Source organism: Paraburkholderia sp. SIMBA_054, assembly GCF_046534875.1.
Lineage (GTDB): Bacteria > Pseudomonadota > Gammaproteobacteria > Burkholderiales > Burkholderiaceae > Paraburkholderia > Paraburkholderia hospita.
Genome location: NZ_JAWRXV010000015.1, coordinates 137,519 through 156,320, shown reverse-complemented (window position 1 = coordinate 156,320; position 18,802 = coordinate 137,519). Strand labels below are relative to the sequence as shown.

Here is an 18,802-nt window from a genome sequence, read left to right as displayed (position 1 = left end):
GGCCTGATACTCGGAGAATGGCAATGCAAAAGGTTCTGGTTGCGCGTCCCATCTTTCCGGATGTGATCGCGCGCCTCAAGCAGCATTTCGAAGTGGACTGGCATAACGGCGACGTGCTGCCAGCCGACGAACTCAAGCGCCGCCTCGCCGACAAGGACGGCGCGCTGACGGCGGGCGACGCGATCGACGCGTCCGTGCTGGCCGCTGCGCCGCGCCTGCGCGTGGTGTCGAACATGGCGGTCGGCTACAACAACTTCGCCATGGCTGCGTTCAACGCGGCGAACGTGCTCGGCACGAACACGCCCGACGTGCTCAACGAATCGACGGCGGATTTCGGCTGGGCGCTGATGATGGCGGCTGCGCGCCGCATCGCGGAATCGGAGCACTGGCTGCGCGCGGGCAAATGGGAAAAGTGGTCGTACGACGGCTTTCTCGGCTCGGACCTGTATGGCTCGACGCTCGGCGTGATCGGCATGGGCCGCATCGGGCAGGCGCTCGCGCGTCGCGCGCGCGGCTTCAACATGAACGTGATCTATCACAACCGCTCGCGCGTCGCGCCGGAGATCGAGGCCGAGCTGAACGCGGAGTACGCGTCGAAGCAGGACCTGCTGCGCCGTGCCGACCACGTCGTGCTCGTGCTGCCGTACACGGCTGAGAACCATCACACCATCGGCGCCGCCGAACTCGCGCTGATGAAGCCGACGGCGACGCTGACGAATATCGCGCGCGGCGGCATCGTCGACGACGCGGCGCTTGCCGAGGCTTTGCGCGAGAAGCGTATCGCCGCGGCGGGCCTCGACGTGTTCGAGGGCGAGCCGAAGCTCAATCCGGCGTTGCTCACTGTGCCGAATGTCGTGCTGACGCCGCATATCGCGAGCGCGACGGAAGCGACGCGCCGCGCGATGGCGAATCTCGCCGCCGACAATCTGATCGCGGGGTTGGGTGAGGGTCCGCGCGCCGGGCGTCCGCCGAACCCTATCAACCCTGATGTGATCGGGAAGGCGCGTTCATGACGATGGTTTTGATCGCGGCCGTTGCCGTACTGGCCGTTGCGCTGGTGATTGCGCTGTTCATGCTGATGCGCGGTAACAGCGGCGCGCAACAGCAAATGCAATTCGACGAACTCGGCGAGCGCCTCGATGCCGCAGCGCTTGCGCAGACGCGCGAGTACGAGCGGCTCGAACGCGAGCTGCGTGGCGAGATTTCCGAAACGGCGCGCGTGTCGCGCACGGAATTGAGTGGCGGCTTCTCGCAGTTCCAGCAGACGCTCGCTTCCCAGTTCACGAGCATGACGACCGTGCAGGCCGCCAAGATCGACGGCTTTGCGCAGCAGCTCGTCAAGCTGACGGAGACGAATACGCAACAGCTCGACGCCGTGCGCCACAGCCTGCAACAGCAGGCGCAACAGGCGCGCGACGAACAGGGGATTACGCTGAAGCGTTTCGGCGAAACGTTGCAGCAGCAACTGGCACAGGTGACGGAGGCAAACGACCGGCGCTTCGCGGAAGTGCGCGCGACCATCGAGCAGCGGCTGAAAGACATCGAGGCGAACAACTCGACGAAGCTCGAAGAAATGCGTCGCACCGTCGACGAAAAGCTGCACGCGACGCTCGAGCAACGGCTTGGCGAATCGTTCAAGCTCGTGTCCGATCGTCTCGAACAGGTGCATCGCGGTCTCGGAGAAATGCAGACTTTGGCGGCGGGTGTCGGAGATCTGAAGAAGGTTCTGACGAACGTTAAGACGCGCGGCACATGGGGCGAAGTACAGCTCGAAGCGTTGCTTGAACAGGTGCTGACGTCCGATCAGTACGCGAAGAACGTTGCGACGATTCCGAAGAGCAACGATCGCGTCGAGTTCGCGATCAAGCTGCCGGGGCGTCAGCCGACTCCCGATGCGGCGGCAACGCCCGTATGGCTGCCCATCGATGCGAAATTTCCGCGTGAAGACTATGAACGTCTGATCGAAGCGCAGGAGCGTGCCGACCCAGTCGCAGTCGAAGACGCGTCGCGCGCGCTCGAAGGGCGGATTCGCGCGGAAGCGAAGACGATTGCGGAAAAATACGTGTCGCCGCCGCATACCACGGACTTCGCGCTGCTGTTCTTGCCGACCGAAGGGCTGTACGCCGAGATTCTGCGTCGTCCGGGTCTCACGGATCTCCTGCAACGCGACTATCGCGTGACGATTGCCGGGCCGACGACATTGACGGCCTTGCTCAACAGTCTGCAGATGGGTTTCCGCACGCTCGCCATCGAAAAACGTTCGAGCGAAGTGTGGCAGGTGCTGGGCGCGGTGAAGACCGAGTTCGGCAAATTCGGCGACGTGCTGGCGAAGACCAAGGCGCAACTCGAAACCGTCACGCGTTCGATCGAGGCGGCAGAAGTGCGTACGCGTCAGATGAACAAAAAGCTGCGTGATGTCGAAGCATTGCCCGAAGAACGGGCGGCGGGCTTGCTTGGGGACTCGCTGTCCGGAGTCGATGCGGAAGAGTCTTGATGCAGGGAAGGCTGGCAACGCTTGACCGCGATGGTCAAGCGTCTCACCAGCCAGCAGGGCAGCTTCGAATGTAAGCGAAGCTGCGCCGGGCGTGCGCGCAAATCAGTCCGCGCTTGCCGCGAGTTGATCGAGCGCTTCGCCCGTTATGCGCACGACGCGCCAGTCCGGCAACACGGTCGCGCCCATCTTCTGATAAAAATCGATGGCAGGCTGATTCCAGTCCAGCACCGACCATTCGAAGCGGCCGCACTGCCGCTCGACAGCCAACGCCGCCAGATAGCGCAACATCTTCGACCCGAGCCCCGTGCCGCGCTCGGTCGGCTGCACGTACAGGTCTTCGAGATACAGGCCGCGCCGTCCGAGGAACGTCGAGTAGTTGTGGAAGAACAGCGCGTAGCCGATCATCTTGCCGTCGCGTTCCGCGACGATCGCTTCTGCCGAGGGACGCGCGCCGAACAGCGCGTCGCGCAGGCCGTCTTCCGTCGCGATGAACAGATGCGTGAGCTTTTCGAACTCGGCCAGCTCGTACATCAGCGCGAGCATCGTGCCGACGTCGTCAGGCGTGGCCGCGCGGATCGTCGCCGGCATTACGCTTCCTCCGGCACGTCGCTCAACTGGATCTCGATGCCGCCGAAGCGCGACGCCACCCAGTTGTACGCGTGGCATGCAATCCACAGCAGGATGAAGCCCAGAATCGCGTTGAGCAGCAGCGCGCTGAACACGGTGCTCAGTTCCACCGACCCGTAACGGATGAAGGCGACCAGCACGCCGAGCAGCACGATAGGCACACTGAACGTCAGATACACGAGGATCAATGCCTTTGCCGTTTGCCCCGGTGCAATGAACGAGATCTGTTTTTTCATGTAAGTCAAACCCGTATGTCGTAGTGGATTGCGTAAAAACTTGCCGGCTTCGTGCGCTCAGATGAGGCCGTCGAACAGCATGATATCGACGGCGTCGCCCGGATCGAGATCGCCCTGGTCGTGGGCGAGCACGATGAAGCAATTTGCTTCGCTCATCGAACTGAGCACGCCGGAGCCTTGCGAGCCCGTCGGCGTGACGCGCCATGCGCCTTGCGCGTCGCGCTGCGCGATGCCGCGCTGGAATTCGGTGCGGCCCGGCCGTTTGCGGATCGTGTCGACGCACGCTGCGCGGATCAGCGGCACGGGATGCGTCGTCGCGCCGGACATCCGCAGCAGCACTTCGCGCACGATCTGATAGAACGCCGCCATCACCGCGACGGGGTTGCCCGGCAGACCGAAGAAGATCGCCGGTTCGCCCGCGCCGGGTTTGCCGCCCGACCAGATACGCCCGAACGCCAGCGGCCGGCCAGGGCGCATCGCGAGACTCCAGTGCGCGACGTCGCCGAGCATGCGCAGCATTTGCTTCGTCAGATCGGCTTCGCCCACCGAAACGCCGCCGGAGGTTATCACGACATCCGCGCTCGATGCAGCCGTCCGCAGTGCTTCTTCGAGCGCGGCGGGTTCGTCGCGGACCACGCCGAGATCGATGGGATCGACGTCGAGTCGCTTGAGCATCGCGAACAGCGTATAGCGGTTGCTGTCGTAAACGCAGCCCGGCTCGAGCGGCTGGCCGATCGAGCGCAGTTCGTCGCCCGTCGAAAAGAATGCGACACGCAGACGGCGGCGCACGGACACCTCGCCAATGCCCAGCGACGCGAGCAGTCCAAGGTCCGACGCACGCACGATGCGGCCCGCCTTCAGCGCGACCGCGCCGTGCGCAAGGTCTTCGCCCGCGAGGCGCCGGTTCGCGCCCGTACGTAATTGCGAAGCCGGAAAGCGAATGGTGTCGCCGTCGCGCGTGACGGCTTCCTGCGGCACGACGGTGTCGCACCCGGCGGGCATCGTTGCGCCCGTCATCACGCGCACGCATTGCGTGCGCTCGATGCTTCCCGCAAACGGATGCCCCGCGAAGGCCTTGCCCGCCACGCTCAGCGCGAGCTCGCCCTTTTCACCTGGTACGCCCGTTTGAACTGCGAGCGCCGCGCCTGCGAACGCGTAGCCGTCCATCGCCGAGTTGTCGTGCGCGGGCACGTCGATGGGCGACACGATGTCCTGCGCCAGCACGCGGTTCAGCGCGTCACGCAGATGGACGCGCTCGACGGTCGTCACGGGTGTCGCCCACTCGCGCACGATCGCCTGTACGGCGGACACCGGCATGGCTTGAGCGTCGTACTGTGCGACGCAACTCGAAGTTTCGTTCAGCGTGGTCATGAAAGGGGAGCGTCGCGACGGAATGCGGTGCGGCGGCGGCCGGGCGGCAATCGCGGCAAATGGCGCTGCTAATGTTAAACCCGGTCAACCGCGTTCGAGGTCGGCGAGTTCCTGCAGTGAATTGATATTGTAAAACGTGCGCTCGTCCGGAAAGGCGACTTCGACCGCCCTGTGGCGTGCGTACCACGTGCGAACCTTGCGCTCGCCCGCCTGCAGAAAGCCTTCGAGATCGTCGGCCAGTGACGTGCGCACGAGCGCGAAAACGGGGTGGATGGACGTGTCGCCTTGGGCGTCCGTGGTCGTGACGGTCGCGATGCCCGCGTCTTGCGCGTCTTGCGCAGCGAGCGCGGCTGCGAGGCGCCCGGCGAGATCAGCTGGCAGGCCGGGCGTGTCGCAGGGTGCCGACAGCACGAACGGCGTGCGCGCCGCGCGCAAACCGGCGAGGAGACCGGCGAGCGGACCGGGGAAATCAGGCATCGTGTCGGAGATGACGGTTGCGTGAAACGGCTCGCCCAGTTCCGCGTAGCGTGCCGTGTGACGGTTCGCGCTGATCAGAAGCGGCCCGGCCTGCGGCGCGAGACGCCGCATCACATGGAGCGCGAGCGGTTCGCCGTGCAGCATCTGCAGGCCTTTGTCGACGCCGCCCATGCGCATGCCGCGTCCGCCTGCGAGCAGCAGGCCGGTGATCTCGTCGCGCGTGATGGTCATTGGAAAGACCGGCTCAGCCGCCGATGTACGACATCTCGACGCGCCGCTCTTCGCGCGTCGTCGTCGAAGCCGCGTTCGCGCTGCCACGCAGTTGCGAGTAGCGGTCGCCGCGGGCGTGCCAGATGTTGGCGATCGCGGTGGCGATGCCTGCGTCGCTCGTGCCGTTGCGTACTAGCGCGCGCAGATCGTGGCCCGACGAAGCGAACAGGCACAGATACACCTTGCCTTCCGTCGATAGCCGCGCGCGCGTGCAGTCGCCACAGAACGCGCGCGTCACGCTGGAAATCACGCCGATTTCGCCGCAGCCGTCCGCGTAGCCCCAGCGCTGCGCGGTTTCGGCTGCGCTATGCGCTTCGAGCGGCAGCAGCGGAAAGTGCTCGCTAATCCGCGCGACTACATCCGCCGACGGCAGCACTTCCGTCATGTTCCAGCCGTTCGACGTGCCGACGTCCATGTATTCGATGAAGCGCAGCACCACGCCGGAGCCCCGGAAGTGGCGCGCCATCGGCACGATTTCGCTGTCGTTCGTGCCGTGCTTGACGACCATGTTGACCTTCAGTGGCGCAAGACCGACCGACTGCGCAACTTCGATGCCGTCGAGCACGTCGCGCACCGCGAAATCGGCGTCGTTCATGCGGCGAAACAACGCATCGTCGAGCGCGTCGAGGCTGACGGTCACGCGGCTCAGGCCGGCGTCTTTCAGGCTGCGCGCCTTGCGCGCGAGCAGCGAACCGTTGGTGGTGAGCGTCAGGTCGAGTGGTTTGCCCGCAGCGGTCGTCATGCGCGCGAGCCGTTCGATCAGGAATTCGAGGTTCTTGCGCAAGAGCGGTTCGCCGCCCGTCAGACGGATTTTCTCGACGCCATGCGCGACGAAGATCGTCGCGATCCGCTCGATTTCCTCGAAAGTCAGCAGCGCGCTGTGCGGCAGGAACGAATAGTCCTTGTCGAACACCGCGCGTGGCATGCAGTAGACGCACCGGAAGTTGCAACGGTCCGTGACAGAGATGCGCAGGTCGCGCAGCGGGCGCGACAGCGTATCGGTCAGCTCGCCGCGCGGGGTCCGGATGGGACCGGCGACGTCGGGAACGGCGCTGACGTCGGCAACAGGGATGATGCGTCGGGACATGATTACATATTTGGGATATCAGACTTCATTCTAGCGGAAGGCCCTGTCCGTCACAGTAGGGCGAACGCGCGGTGTTGTCAGGCGAGGGGCAGCAAAAAGCCCGCCTTGAAGGCGGGCTTTTCGGGTTGCCCGGCGTTGCCGCCGGGCGAAGTTAGCGACCGCTTACTGCGGCTGCTTTGCCGTTTCGACCTGTTGCATTGGCGTCGTGTCGGTGGCCGGAAGCGCCTTGCGCTCGCGCGGCGCGCGTGCGGGCTTCACCGCCTGCGCGGCGGCTTCCTGCGCGACGCGCAGCTTGTCCGAGTCGGTGTTGACCCAGACGAGGCCGGCGCTTTGCAGCATCGTCTCGAGGCCTTGCGTCGACTGGCGGCGGGCCGACGTGCCGTTCGTGCGAACGGGTTGCGGCTCGGCTGCTGCGGCGATCGGCGCGGCTTGCGTTACCGCTTCCGTTACGGCCGGTTCCGCTGCGGGTTGCGCCTGCGCGACGTCCGCGACGGGCTCCGCGACCGGCTGAACGACCGGCTCGACGACGGCCTGAACCACCGGCTCGACGACGGGCTGAGTTGCAACGGGCGCTTCGACAACCGGCTGCGCTTCTTCGGCGGGCGCTGCCGGGGCCGGAGCCGCTGCAACCGGCTCGGCTACAGGCTCGACGACGACAGGCGCTTCGGCGACGGGTGCTGCCGCTACGGTCTCAACCGGCGCGGGCACTTCAACGGGAGCCTGCACCGTTGCGACAGGCGCAACCGCTTGCGGCTCGACAGCGGCCGGCTCTTCGACGGCTGCTTCCGTGTGCGTCGCAACAGGCGCTTCGTCGGTGGGCACGACGGCTTCCGCCTTCGCAGCCTTTTCGACAGCCAGCGCCGGCGTTTCAGCCGATGCATGCAACTCGCTGACCACGGCGGCGCCCGTCGCGACGGCTGCCACGACGACCTCGACCGGCTTCACTTCCTGTGCCGGCTGTTGTTGTGCCGCTTCGACCGCTTGCGGCTGCGCTTCATGACGGCCCGTGTGTTCCGGTGCGCGCACGGGCGTTTCCGCCGATGCTGCCACAGCCGTTTCGCCTTCCGCTTCCGCGACATCGGCAGCCGTGTTCACGTTCACGCCTTCCTCGTCACGCTCGCGACGGCCACCACGGCGGCCGCGACGGCGACGACGACGCTCTTCGCCATCACGCGCGTCGTCGATGGGAGCAGCGCCACCCATCAGATTCGCTTGCGCCTGTGCGGCGATATCGGCCTGAGCCTCGTCCTGGCTCAGCGCGTCGGCTGCTTCGGGCTGCTGCTTGCGACGCTCGCCACGTTCGGCGCGTTCGCCACGCTCACGGCGCTCGCCACGGTCCGCCCGATCCTGGCGTTCCTGACGCTCGCCGCGCGTTACCTCAGCGGTTTCTGCGCGGTCTGCGCGTTCCTGACCGCGTTCGACGCGCTCCGGGCGTGCCTCGCGCGGTTCGCGTGCCTCACGAGGCTCGCGGCCTTCGCGCGGCTCGCGGCCGCCACGCGGCTCACGTGCTTCACGCGGTTCGCGTTCCTGACGTTCGCCGCGCTGCGACGGTTGAGCCTGACGGCCTTGCGTTGCCGCGCCTTCGCCACGGCCTGCCGCATCGCGGCCACCTGCGCCGTTGCGACGGTTGCGGTTGCGATCGCCGCCGCGCTCGCCCGTGCGCTCACCACGCTCGGTGCGTTCGCCGCGTGCGGGCTTCGCCGTCTTCTCGACTGGAGCGGGCGCGGGAGCGGGAGCCGCCGGTTGCACACCGAACAGACCCTTCAGCCAGCCGATGAAGCCGCCCGTGGCGGGCTTGACTTCGACCGTGGCGGCAGCGGGGGCCGGCGTGCGCACGGGCGCGCTCGGCGCCGGCTTTTCAGGCGTGATGCCCTTCACGGCCGCTTCCTGCTTCGGCTTCACTTCTTCGGTGCGCTTGCTGTAACCCGTTTCCGATTCCAGTTCGCGGGCCGCTTCTTCGGCCATCTTCCACGACGCGCGCGGATCGTCGAGGCGCGCATCGTCGTGACGCAGGCGCTCGAGCTTGTAGTGCGGCGTGTCGAGGTGCTTGTTCGGCACCAGCACGACGTTGACCTTGAAGCGCGACTCGATCTTGTTGATTTCCGAGCGCTTTTCGTTGAGCAGGAAGGCCGTGACCTCGACGGGCACCTGGCAGTGGATCGCCGCGGTGTTTTCCTTCATCGCTTCTTCCTGAATGATCCGCAGCACTTGCAGCGCGGACGATTCGGTATCGCGGATGTGGCCCGTGCCGTTACAGCGCGGGCAGGTCACGTGGCTGCCTTCCGACAGCGCCGGACGCAGACGCTGGCGCGACAGCTCCATCAGGCCGAAGCGCGAGATCTTGCCCATCTGGACGCGCGCGCGGTCGTGCTTGAGCGCGTCTTTCAGGCGCTGCTCGACTTCGCGCTGGCTCTTGGCCGACTCCATATCGATGAAGTCGATCACGATCAGGCCGCCCAGGTCGCGCAGACGCAACTGGCGCGCGACTTCGTCGGCGGCTTCGAGGTTCGTGCGCGTGGCCGTTTCCTCGATGTCGGCGCCCTTGGTGGCGCGCGCCGAGTTCACGTCGATCGCGACGAGCGCTTCCGTGTGGTCGATCACGATCGCGCCGCCCGACGGCAGCGGCACCGTGCGGGAGTACGCCGTCTCGATCTGGTGCTCGATCTGGAAACGCGAGAAAAGCGGCACGTCGTCGTGATACCGCTTCACCTTGTTGACATTGTCCGGCATCACGATATCCATGAAGGCGCGTGCCTGGTCGTGGATTTCCGTGGTGTCGATGAGGATTTCGCCGATGTCCGGCTGGAAGTAGTCGCGAATCGCGCGGATGACGAGGCTCGATTCGAGATAGATCAGCATCGGCTGACCTTGCGAGCCGCTTTGCGACGCGGCTTCGATCGCGCGCCACAGCTGCATCAGGTAGTTCAGGTCCCATTGCAGCTCTTCCGCGCTACGGCCGATACCCGCCGTGCGCGCGATGATGCTCATGCCTTCGGGCAGTTGCAGCTGGGACATCGTTTCGCGCAGTTCCTGGCGGTCGTCGCCTTCGATCCGGCGCGACACACCGCCGCCGCGCGGATTGTTCGGCATCAGCACGAGGTAACGGCCGGCGAGCGAGATGAACGTGGTGAGGGCCGCGCCCTTGTTGCCGCGTTCTTCCTTCTCGACCTGAACGATCAGTTCCTGGCCTTCCTTGAGGGCGTCCTGAATGCGCGCCGAGCGCATGTCGATGCCTTCGCGGAAGTACTGGCGAGCGACTTCCTTGAACGGGAGAAAACCATGGCGGTCTTCGCCATAGTTGACGAAACAGGCTTCGAGCGACGGCTCGATGCGGGTAATGATGCCCTTGTAGATATTGCCTTTGCGCTGTTCGCGGCCGGCGGTTTCGATGTCGATGTCGATGAGTTTTTGCCCATCGACGATGGCGACGCGCAATTCTTCCTGCTGCGTCGCATTAAACAACATGCGTTTCATTGAACGGCTCCAGAGCGGCTCTGCCTGTCCGGCCGACGGCGCACGGGAACGAACCCGGCCGACGGCTTGGGGCAGCGGCATGCCGCGCCTTATTGTGTTTTCACAAGCACGCTGGAGCGGGAAAGATGGCGGGGAGAATTGCCTGATGTGGGCGCCGTCTCCAATAAATGGACGCGCTGCCGCAGGGCACATGCGAACACGGCTTCAAATAATGGCCCGACACGCCGCGGGTCCTGGCAGCCGACTTGCATCAGCCTTCGTCCACGTGCGCCGGCGCGCCAGTTGGGCGCGCGTCCGGACACGTTCGAAGGCTGCGGTCTTGCCGCAGCGGGCAGGCTCGCTCACTGCGCGTGCCTGTCCCGCTCGGGGTGTCTCGCCTCATTTTGACGTCGCCATGTCCTGCACTTTCCGCAGGACGCCTCGGGCGCACGCCGTATTTTCGCCACCGGCCGCTTCGCGCTTAAGGGACATGAAAGCAGCCCTTGCCGAAGCTCGCCAGTCAAATTCTTTTTGACCAAAATTCCGTTACCGACGGTGCCGACTGTGACCGAACTCGCCTGTGGGCGCCGTCCCTGCCGTGTCGTGCATCGTGCGTGCAACTTGTTGCATCTCATTTTCAGGGCGAGCAACCAGCCCCCGGCGCAAGTAAAATGACGTTTTTATCGCTTGCGCCTGCGCAATCCACCCGCGATTCGGTTTAAGGCGCCGATCCTATATAGTCGGCCACCGCAGACTGCTGGGCAAATTATATTCAGAATGAAAGAGTTAGGCAAAATATCCCAGAAATCGGTGACAAGCCCCGTTTCGAGCGATCAGGTGTCGATGATCGAAATCGACGACAGCGCGGCCGGTCAGCGGATCGACAACTTCTTGCTGCGCGTCTGTAAGGGCGTGCCGAAAAGCCATATTTATCGGATTCTGCGCAGCGGCGAAGTGCGCGTGAACAAGGGCCGCGTGGACGCGCAGTACCGTCTCGCCTTTGGCGATCTGGTGCGCGTGCCGCCCATCCGCGTCGCGAAGGCGGACGAGGCGGTGCACGCGCCCGTGCCGTCCGCGCACTTCGAGATTCTGTTCGAAGACGAGCATATGCTCGTGATCGACAAACCGGCGGGCGTCGCCGTGCACGGCGGCAGCGGGGTCGCGTTCGGCGTGATCGAGCAGTTGCGGGCGGCGCGTCCGCAGGCGAAGTTTCTGGAACTGGTGCACCGGCTGGACCGCGAGACGTCGGGCGTCCTGATGCTCGCGAAAAAGCGCGCGGCACTCGTGAATCTGCACGAGCAGATTCGCGCGAACCGGATGGACAAGCGTTACTACGCGTGCGTGCACGGCGAATGGGCGAGCGACTGGGGCCGCCGGCGTGCCGTGAAGGAGCCGCTGCACAAATATCTGCTGCCGGATGGCGAGCGGCGCGTGCGCGTGCAGCCGGACGGGCTGCCATCGCACACTATTTTCAATCTCGTCGATCGCTGGCCCGATTACGCGCTGCTCGAAGCGGAACTGAAAACGGGTCGGACCCATCAGATTCGTGTCCATCTGGCGCATCTGGGGCTGCCGATCATCGGCGACGCCAAATACGGCGATTTCGCGCTGAATAAGGCGCTTGCGCGCGCGAACGCGCAGCCGGGGCTCAAACGGATGTTTTTGCACGCTTACCGGCTTAAGCTGACGCACCCGGCGACGGGCGACACGCTACAGTTCGAAGCGCCGTTGCCGGCAGACTGCAAGCGGTTCATCGCGCAACTTGCCGGGACGGCCGGCGCAGGGACGCACGAACAATCACAAACCGAGACGAAAACGCATGGCAAGAGAGCAATTTGACCTGATCGTCTTCGATTGGGACGGCACGTTGATGGATTCGACCGTCCATATCACACGCAGCATTCAGGCGGCCTGCCGCGATCTCGGGTTGCCTGTGCCGGCCGACGAGGCTGCAAGCTTCGTGATCGGCCTGGGTTTGCGCGACGCGCTGCAGATTGCCGCGCCGACGCTCGATCCATCCGACTACCCGCGCCTCGCCGAGCGCTATCGCTTCCACTATCTGGTGAAGGATCAGACGACCGAGCTGTTTTTGGGCGTGCGCGAGATGCTGGCGGATCTGCGCGATCAAGGCTATCTGCTCGCAATTGCGACCGGGAAGAGCCGTGTCGGGCTGAACCGCGCGCTGGATCAGGTTCGGCTCACGAGTCTTTTCGACGGCACGCGCTGTGCCGATGAAACGTTCTCGAAACCGCATCCGGCTATGCTGCAGGAACTGACACGTGAACTAGGGCAGGATCCCGTGCGCACGGTGATGATCGGTGATACCACGCACGATCTTCAAATGGCGATCAATGCAGGCGTGTCGGGCATTGGCGTCACATACGGCGCGCATCCTGCGGATTCGTTGACGGCACTGGAGCCGAAATTCGTCGCGGACAGCATCGCTTCATTGTCGGGCTGGTTGCGGGAGCACGCATGACGGACGCCGCGCAGGAGGCGGTGCGCATTTGCGCATCCGAAGAACTCGTCGACGGCGGCGCTGGCGTGCGCCGCAACGCGACGTACGCTGGCGGTGATGCCGTGGTGTTCTTCGTCCGCTATGACGGCGTGGCGTATGGCTACCTGAACCGTTGCGCGCATGTGCCGATGGAACTGGACTGGAACGAAGGACAGTTCTTCGAATCGTCCGGCTTATACTTGATGTGCGCGACGCATGGCGCGATTTACGCGCCCGATACGGGCAAATGCGTCGGCGGTCCGTGCCGCGGCGGCAGGCTTCGCCCGGTACACGTCGACGAGCGCGACACGCCCGAAGGGCGCACAGTGTTCTGGCTTCCGGACGCTGATCTGCGTCCAGCATCTGCCTGATTTCCCAGCATCTTTTCCCGAAACCTCGTTTTCTCCGGCGGCAACGCATGTCCGATAATTTGACTCCCGATCCGAACGAACCGGCCGCAACGAGCCGAGAGCCGCGCCGGGTGCCCGCCGACGAGCCGAACTGGGAGCGCGCCGCGCTCGAACGGATTGCGCTGGCAGCCGTCAACGAGCAACGCGCGGCGCGACGCTGGCGCATCTTTTTTCGTTTCCTGTTCCTCGGTGTGCTGGTCCTGATTGCGTGGGCTGTGCTGGATCTCAGCGGAGAGAAGGTCGCGACCACCAGCGGCCGCCATACGGCACTCGTGACACTTGAAGGCGAGATCGCATCCGATACTAACGCGAACGCGGAAGATGTCGACGCGGCACTAGCGAGCGCATTCGACGACGCAGGCACGGCGGGTGTGGTCCTGCGTTGCAACAGCCCGGGCGGCAGTCCCGTTCAGGCTGGGATCATCTACCGCGAAATTCGCCGATTGCGCGCTAAATATCCGTCTATTCCGCTTTACGTCGTTGTCAGCGACATGTGCGCGTCGGGTGGCTATTACGCTGCGGCGGCTGCTGACAAGATTTACGTGGATAAGGCGAGCATCGTCGGTTCGATTGGCGTGCTGATGGATGGCTTCGGTTTCACCGGCTTGATGGACAAGCTGGGCATTCAGCGCAGGATGCGCACCTCGGGTGAGAACAAGGGCTTTTACGATCCGTTCTCGCCCGATACGCCGAAGATGGATCAACATGCGCAAGCGATGCTGGACGAGATCCACGCCCAGTTCATTGATGCCGTCAAGCAGGGGCGCGGCAAGCGCCTTCAGGAATCGCCGGATATCTTCTCCGGTCTTTTCTGGACAGGTGCAAAGAGCGTCGAGCTGGGCCTCGCGGACGGCTTCGGCGACACAGATTACGTCGCGCGCGAAATCATCAAGGCGCCTGATGTGGTCGACTACACGGTGAAGGAGAGCATCACCGACCGCGTTGCGCGCAAGTTCGGCGCGGCAGTCGGCGGCGGCGCCGTGCACGCGATGGCAGCGATCGGCCGGTTGAATTTGCGATAGGGCGTTATCGGGCGGTGGCCTGGGACTTGGTAGGCCACCGCTTTCCCAGGCTCAGGCCGCCAGAATCAGAAAGATCGCTGGGCGCTTGTGGAGATCCAGCCCCGGCTTTTTCTTCCAGTCGGCAACCGTCCGGCTCACGATGGTTTCACTTTGCAGTGTCAGATCGACGGCGACGCAAACTAGCGTCGACGGCGCGCAGGTCGCGATCAGCGTGTCGAGCAACGCGCGATTCCGGTAGGGCGTCTCGATGAAAATCTGCGTCTGCTTGCCTTTACGCGACTGCTGCTCGAGGTCCCGCAGGCGTTTCGCGCGCTCGTTCGCGTCGACGGGCAGGTAGCCGTGAAACGCAAAGCTCTGGCCGTTCAATCCAGACGCCATCAGCGCGAGCAGGATCGAACTCGGGCCGACGAACGGCACCACCTTCACGCCGCGCTCATGTGCGCGCCGCACGAGCATTGCGCCCGGATCGGCGACGGCCGGGCAGCCGGCCTCGGACACTAGCCCGGCATCCGTCCCCGCAAGGACGGGCGCCAGCAACTTGTCGATTTCGCCCGCGGGCGTGTTGACGTTCAGTTCGCGAATCTCGATTTCCTGGATAGGCCGTTCCGTGCCGACTTTCTTCAGGAATGCGCGCGTGGTTTTCGCGTTTTCGCCTATGTAATAGTGCAGGGCAGCCGCGCGAGCGCGAACGGGCGCGGGCAGGACGGCGTCCAGCGCGGCGGCGTCGCCGTCGCCGAGCGTGTTCGGGATCAGATAGAGAACGCCGCTCATCGCACCTCCAGTAGTGGGTAGCCGGCAGCGAGCAGCATGCGCGTGAGCGCGATCAGCGGCAGGCCGATCAGCGCCGTGGGATCGTCGGATTCGATCGCGTCCAGTAGCGCGATGCCGAGGCCTTCCGCTTTTGCGCTGCCCGCGCAGTCGTACGGTGTCTCAGCGCGCAGGTAGGCGTCGAGCGCGGCGTCGGGCAGATCGCGAAAGCGCACGTGCGTGACCACGTCGATGGTTTGCGCGTCGCCCGAACGGCTGTCGAACAGGCACAGCGCGCTGTGGAAAAGCACTTCGCGGCCGCGCATGCCTTGCAGTTGCGCGAGCGCTTTTTCATGCGTGCCGGGCTTGCCGATCTGATGGCCGTCATAGGTCGCGACCTGATCCGAGCCGATCACGAGTGCTCGCTCGCCGGCGGCCAGTCCGGCTGCGACGGCGCGCGCTTTCGCCTGCGCGAGGCGCAGTGCCGTCGCTTCCGGCGTTTCACCCGCGAGCGGCGCCTCGTCGATGGCAGGCACGGCGACGTCAAACGGAATGCGTAACCGTTCGAGCAGTTCGCGCCGATACGGCGAACTCGACGCCAGAATCAGGCGGGGCGGGCGTTTGAAGGAATCCGGCATGCTGGAAAAGAACCTTGATCTGTAGGTAAAACTGAAGGTGAAAAGGCGGGGCGCGAACGCGCTCGCGCGCGTGGCCTTAAGTGTTTGACTCGAAAAGACAAAACGGATATGATTTTGGGCTTTTCATCGGTATGCTTTGCCGAATGGCGCACCGGATAGGCGTCCTGGTGACATCCAGACCGTCTTCCAGCGCCACCAAAACGACGCATAACGACTTACCCGGCTGAAATCCTTGCCGACGCAGGAGCGCACATGACTCAACATCCTGGCAAACCTGCTGGTCTCGTCGACCCGCGTGCACTCGACCTGTTCGAATTTGCCCGCAGTGGACGTCAGGCCGCGGGTACCGTGCGCGTCTCGCAACTGCCGCGCATGTTAAACGAAGTCCCGCAGGGAGCGCCAGACCGCGATACCGCGTTCACCTGGCAAGCCGAGGGGACGACGCAGCCGGAATTGCAGGACGACGGCACCGAGGGTCCGCAGCCGTATCTGAGGCTTGCGATTCACGGCGCCGCATGGCTCGAATGTCAGCGTTGCCTGTCTCCGTACGAGCAGGCATTCAACGTCGATGCGACTTACCGGATCGTCAATACGGATGAGGAAGCTGAAGAGTTTCCTCTGGACGAGGATGAAGTCGATGTGATCGTTGGGTCACGCCAGTTCGATCTTGTCGACTTGATCGAAGAGGAATTGCTGCTTTCGTTGCCGCTCGTGCCGAAGCACGATGCCTGTCCCGAAGTGCACGAGAGTCTCACCTCGGGCGCAAGCGGGCAGGAAGGCGAAGAGGCCGTCGAGGGCGAAGCTGAAGAGGGTGAAGAACCCAAGCGGCCGAACCCTTTCGCGGCGCTCGAAGGCCTGAAATCGGGCGAATCCGGCGACAAGAAGCACTGAACAGTTGCATGGGAGCGCGACAGGGCGCGCCGGGCACGATGGTTTAGCCACGTGGCCTATGGCGGTTGCCGTGCCGGGCTGTGTTAGAATTCGGAAAATTTTCAGGAGTTATCATGGCAGTTCAACAAAACAAGAAGTCGCCGTCGAAGCGCGGCATGCACCGCTCGCACGATTTCCTCAACGCCGCGCCGCTGGCTGTTGAGCCGAGCACGGGTGAAGTGCATCTGCGTCACCACGTCAGCCCGAACGGCTACTATCGCGGCAAGAAAGTCGTCAAGACGAAGAACGACTAATCGTCCAGCATCGCGCTCCTTTGGGTCTGACCCATTGGTATTTCGCGTGGCGATCGGCTCGCTTGACATTTTCCCGGTTCATCAAAAAGGCGGCATTCAACTGCCGCTTTTTTGTGCCTGAAATTCGTCGCATTCCATGACTGTAAAGCTCACGATAGATTGCATGGGAGGCGACCACGGCCCGTCCGTGACCGTTCCCGCTGCCGTCAACTTCGTTCGCTCGCACCCCGATGCGCACCTGATGCTCGTCGGCATCGAAAGCGCGATTCGTGCTCAGTTGAAGAAGCTGAAGGCGTCCGACAATCCGGCACTCACGGTCGTACCCGCGTCCGAGATCGTCGCCATGGACGATCCCGTCGAAGTCGCGCTTCGCAAGAAGAAGGACTCGTCGATGCGCGTGGCGCTCAACCGCGTCAAGGACGACGAGGCGCAGGCCTGCGTCTCCGCCGGCAACACCGGCGCGCTGATGGCCGTTTCCCGCTATGTCCTTAAAACGCTTCCGGGCATCGAACGTCCGGCGATCGCGTTTGCCTTGCCCAATCCCACCGGCTACACGACGATGCTCGACCTCGGCGCGAACGTCGATTGCGAGCCGCAGCATCTGCTGCAGTTCGCGGAGATGGGGCACGCGCTGGTTTCTGCCGTCGAAGGCAAGGAGCGTCCGAGCATCGGGCTCCTGAATATCGGCGAAGAGGTCATCAAGGGCAACGAAACGATCAAACGTGCGGGCGAACTGCTGCGTAGCAGTACGCTTAATTTCCGCGGCAACGTGGAAGGCAACGATATCTACAAAGGCACCGTCGACGTGATCGTCTGCGATGGCTTCGTCGGTAACGTTGCGCTGAAGACGTCGGAAGGGCTCGCGCAGATGCTGTCCGACATAATCAAGGAAGAATTCGGCCGTTCGTGGCTGACCAAGGTGATGGCGGTGCTGGCGCTGCCCGTGCTGCTGCGTTTCAAGAAACGCGTCGATCACCGGCAATACAACGGCGCCGCGTTGCTCGGCCTGCGCGGGCTCGTGATCAAGAGCCACGGCTCGGCTGACGCCTACGCGTTTGAGTGGGCCATCAAACGCGGGTATGATGCCGTCAAAAATGGCGTTCTCGAACGTCTTGCCCGCGCGATGGAGGAGAACGCGGGTTCACTCGAACAGGCGAAACACGAGGCCGGCGGCGCGGGCTCCGCGAGCCAGATGGCGAGCCCGATCGCGGGTCCGGTGTCCGGACAGCCGGCCGAGCCCTACAGCGCACAATCCTCGAAGACATAATGGCTCAATCCACTACCTATTCCCGCGTGCTGGGCACGGGCAGCTATCTGCCGCCCAACCGCGTTTCCAATCAGGAACTGGCTGATCGTCTCGCGAAGCAAGGCGTCGAGACGAGCGACGAATGGATCGTGGCCCGCACGGGCATCCATGCGCGTCACTTCGCCGAACCTGATGTCACTACCAGCGACCTCGCGCTGTTCGCGTCGCAACGCGCGATCGAAGCGGCCGACGTCGATCCGCAATCTATCGACCTCATCATCGTCGCCACGTCGACGCCGGACTTCGTGTTTCCGAGCACGGCATGTCTGCTGCAGAACAAGCTGGGCATCAAGAATCATGGCGCCGCCTTTGACGTGCAGGCCGTGTGCTCAGGTTTTGCCTATGCCGTTGCGACGGCTGACAGTTTCATCCGAAGCGGGCAACATCGTACTGCGCTGGTGGTCGGTGCTGAAACGTTCTCACGCATCCTCGATTTCAACGACCGTACCACCTGCGTGCTGTTTGGCGACGGCGCGGGCGCTGTCGTGCTGCAGGCGTCGGACGAGCCGGGCGTGCTGTCGAGCGCGTTGCACGCTGACGGCAGCCATTCGAACATCCTTTGCACGCCGGGCAATGTGAACGGCGGCATCGTGCAAGGCAGTGCGTTCCTGCACATGGACGGTCAGGCGGTGTTCAAGCTCGCCGTCAACGTGCTCGAGAAAGTCGCGGTCGAAGCGCTGCAGAAGGCGGATCTCAAGCCCGAGCAGGTGGACTGGCTGATTCCGCACCAGGCCAATATCCGCATCATGCAGAGCACGTGCCGCAAGCTCGGCCTGCCGCAGGAGCGGATGGTCGTCACCGTGCACGAGCACGGCAATACGTCGGCGGCGTCGATTCCGCTCGCGCTCGACGTGGCCGTTCGCGACGGACGCATCCAGCGCGGCCATAACGTGCTGATCGAAGGCGTCGGCGGCGGCTTTACATGGGGCGCGTCGGTCATCCGTTTCTGACGACCGCGCGCGGCGGCGCCTGGAGCGCCGCCT

Annotated in this window: 18 protein-coding genes; 10 read left to right on the top strand and 8 right to left on the bottom strand. The window is 64.2% G+C overall.

Going from position 1 to position 18,802, the window contains the following annotated elements:
• Nucleotides 1–23: 23 nt before the first annotated feature.
• Both SB822_RS20045 and rmuC read left to right on the top strand, forming a co-directional pair.
• Nucleotides 24–1,013: a 2-hydroxyacid dehydrogenase gene (locus SB822_RS20045; RefSeq protein WP_090835808.1), complete on the top strand. Its 990-nt coding sequence runs from the start codon at nt 24–26 to the stop codon at nt 1,011–1,013.
• Nucleotides 1,010–2,494, top strand: a complete 1,485-nt coding sequence (rmuC, locus tag SB822_RS20040; protein WP_090835784.1) for a DNA recombination protein RmuC — start codon at nt 1,010–1,012, stop codon at nt 2,492–2,494. Before SB822_RS20045 ends, rmuC begins: the two co-directional genes overlap by 4 nt.
• A gap of 102 nt (nt 2,495–2,596) precedes the next feature.
• Here rmuC and SB822_RS20035 read toward each other — a convergent pair whose 3' ends face one another.
• From SB822_RS20035 to SB822_RS20010, 6 genes are all read right to left on the bottom strand, one after another.
• Nucleotides 2,597–3,082 (bottom strand): GNAT family N-acetyltransferase, encoded by a 486-nt coding sequence (locus tag SB822_RS20035; RefSeq protein ID WP_079500012.1) that lies wholly within the window; start codon nt 3,080–3,082, stop codon nt 2,597–2,599.
• Complete coding sequence (locus tag SB822_RS20030) at nt 3,082–3,357, bottom strand: hypothetical protein (protein ID WP_007741774.1); 276 nt, start codon at nt 3,355–3,357, stop codon at nt 3,082–3,084. The genes SB822_RS20035 and SB822_RS20030 overlap by 1 nt, the downstream gene beginning before the upstream one ends.
• 57 nt (nt 3,358–3,414) lie before the next feature.
• On the bottom strand, nt 3,415–4,728 hold the full coding sequence (glp, locus tag SB822_RS20025; RefSeq protein WP_090835783.1) for a gephyrin-like molybdotransferase Glp: 1,314 nt from the start codon (nt 4,726–4,728) through the stop codon (nt 3,415–3,417).
• A gap of 84 nt (nt 4,729–4,812) precedes the next feature.
• Entirely contained in the window at nt 4,813–5,436 is a 624-nt protein-coding gene (gene mobA, locus SB822_RS20020; RefSeq protein WP_090835782.1) for a molybdenum cofactor guanylyltransferase MobA, read from the bottom strand.
• 13 nt (nt 5,437–5,449) lie between these two features.
• Nucleotides 5,450–6,562, bottom strand: coding sequence for a GTP 3',8-cyclase MoaA (moaA, locus tag SB822_RS20015; RefSeq protein WP_090835781.1), 1,113 nt, complete (start codon nt 6,560–6,562; stop codon nt 5,450–5,452).
• A gap of 162 nt (nt 6,563–6,724) precedes the next feature.
• The gene (locus SB822_RS20010) at nt 6,725–10,036 is read right to left on the bottom strand and encodes an Rne/Rng family ribonuclease (protein ID WP_090835780.1); all 3,312 of its coding nucleotides are present in this window, start codon (nt 10,034–10,036) and stop codon (nt 6,725–6,727) included.
• A 756-nt stretch (nt 10,037–10,792) separates the two neighbouring features.
• Here SB822_RS20010 and SB822_RS20005 point away from each other — a divergent pair.
• From SB822_RS20005 to SB822_RS19990, 4 genes are read left to right on the top strand one after another with little or no spacing between them, the layout of a single operon-like run.
• Nucleotides 10,793–11,854 carry an RluA family pseudouridine synthase gene (locus SB822_RS20005; protein WP_090835779.1) on the top strand — a complete coding sequence of 354 codons (1,062 nt, stop codon included), beginning with the start codon at nt 10,793–10,795 and terminating at the stop codon, nt 11,852–11,854.
• Nucleotides 11,835–12,494, top strand: coding sequence for an HAD-IA family hydrolase (locus SB822_RS20000; RefSeq protein ID WP_007741754.1), 660 nt, complete (start codon nt 11,835–11,837; stop codon nt 12,492–12,494). The genes SB822_RS20005 and SB822_RS20000 overlap by 20 nt, the downstream gene beginning before the upstream one ends.
• Nucleotides 12,491–12,883 carry a Rieske (2Fe-2S) protein gene (locus SB822_RS19995; RefSeq protein ID WP_079484723.1) on the top strand — a complete coding sequence of 131 codons (393 nt, stop codon included), beginning with the start codon at nt 12,491–12,493 and terminating at the stop codon, nt 12,881–12,883. Before SB822_RS20000 ends, SB822_RS19995 begins: the two co-directional genes overlap by 4 nt.
• A 47-nt stretch (nt 12,884–12,930) precedes the next feature.
• Nucleotides 12,931–13,944 (top strand): S49 family peptidase, encoded by a 1,014-nt coding sequence (locus SB822_RS19990; RefSeq protein WP_007741746.1) that lies wholly within the window; start codon nt 12,931–12,933, stop codon nt 13,942–13,944.
• 51 nt (nt 13,945–13,995) lie between these two features.
• On the opposite strand, the gene SB822_RS19985 is transcribed toward SB822_RS19990, so the two are convergent.
• A complete protein-coding gene (locus tag SB822_RS19985; protein ID WP_090835778.1) occupies nt 13,996–14,715 on the bottom strand; it encodes an SAM-dependent methyltransferase in 720 nt (239 codons plus the stop codon).
• Nucleotides 14,712–15,329: a Maf-like protein gene (locus SB822_RS19980; RefSeq protein ID WP_007741742.1), complete on the bottom strand. Its 618-nt coding sequence runs from the start codon at nt 15,327–15,329 to the stop codon at nt 14,712–14,714. The genes SB822_RS19985 and SB822_RS19980 overlap by 4 nt, the downstream gene beginning before the upstream one ends.
• Before the next feature lie 252 nt (nt 15,330–15,581).
• On the opposite strand from SB822_RS19980, the gene SB822_RS19975 reads away from it, so the two are divergent.
• The 4 genes from SB822_RS19975 (at nt 15,582) to SB822_RS19960 (ending at nt 18,769) form a co-directional block, all read left to right on the top strand.
• Entirely contained in the window at nt 15,582–16,220 is a 639-nt protein-coding gene (locus SB822_RS19975) for a DUF177 domain-containing protein (RefSeq protein ID WP_079484732.1), read from the top strand.
• A gap of 113 nt (nt 16,221–16,333) precedes the next feature.
• Entirely contained in the window at nt 16,334–16,513 is a 180-nt protein-coding gene (rpmF, locus tag SB822_RS19970; RefSeq protein WP_007741736.1) for a 50S ribosomal protein L32, read from the top strand.
• 136 nt (nt 16,514–16,649) lie between these two features.
• Nucleotides 16,650–17,780 carry a phosphate acyltransferase PlsX gene (plsX, locus tag SB822_RS19965; RefSeq protein WP_079484735.1) on the top strand — a complete coding sequence of 377 codons (1,131 nt, stop codon included), beginning with the start codon at nt 16,650–16,652 and terminating at the stop codon, nt 17,778–17,780.
• Nucleotides 17,780–18,769 (top strand): beta-ketoacyl-ACP synthase III, encoded by a 990-nt coding sequence (locus SB822_RS19960; protein ID WP_090835777.1) that lies wholly within the window; start codon nt 17,780–17,782, stop codon nt 18,767–18,769. The genes plsX and SB822_RS19960 overlap by 1 nt, the downstream gene beginning before the upstream one ends.
• Nucleotides 18,770–18,802: the final 33 nt, after the last annotated feature.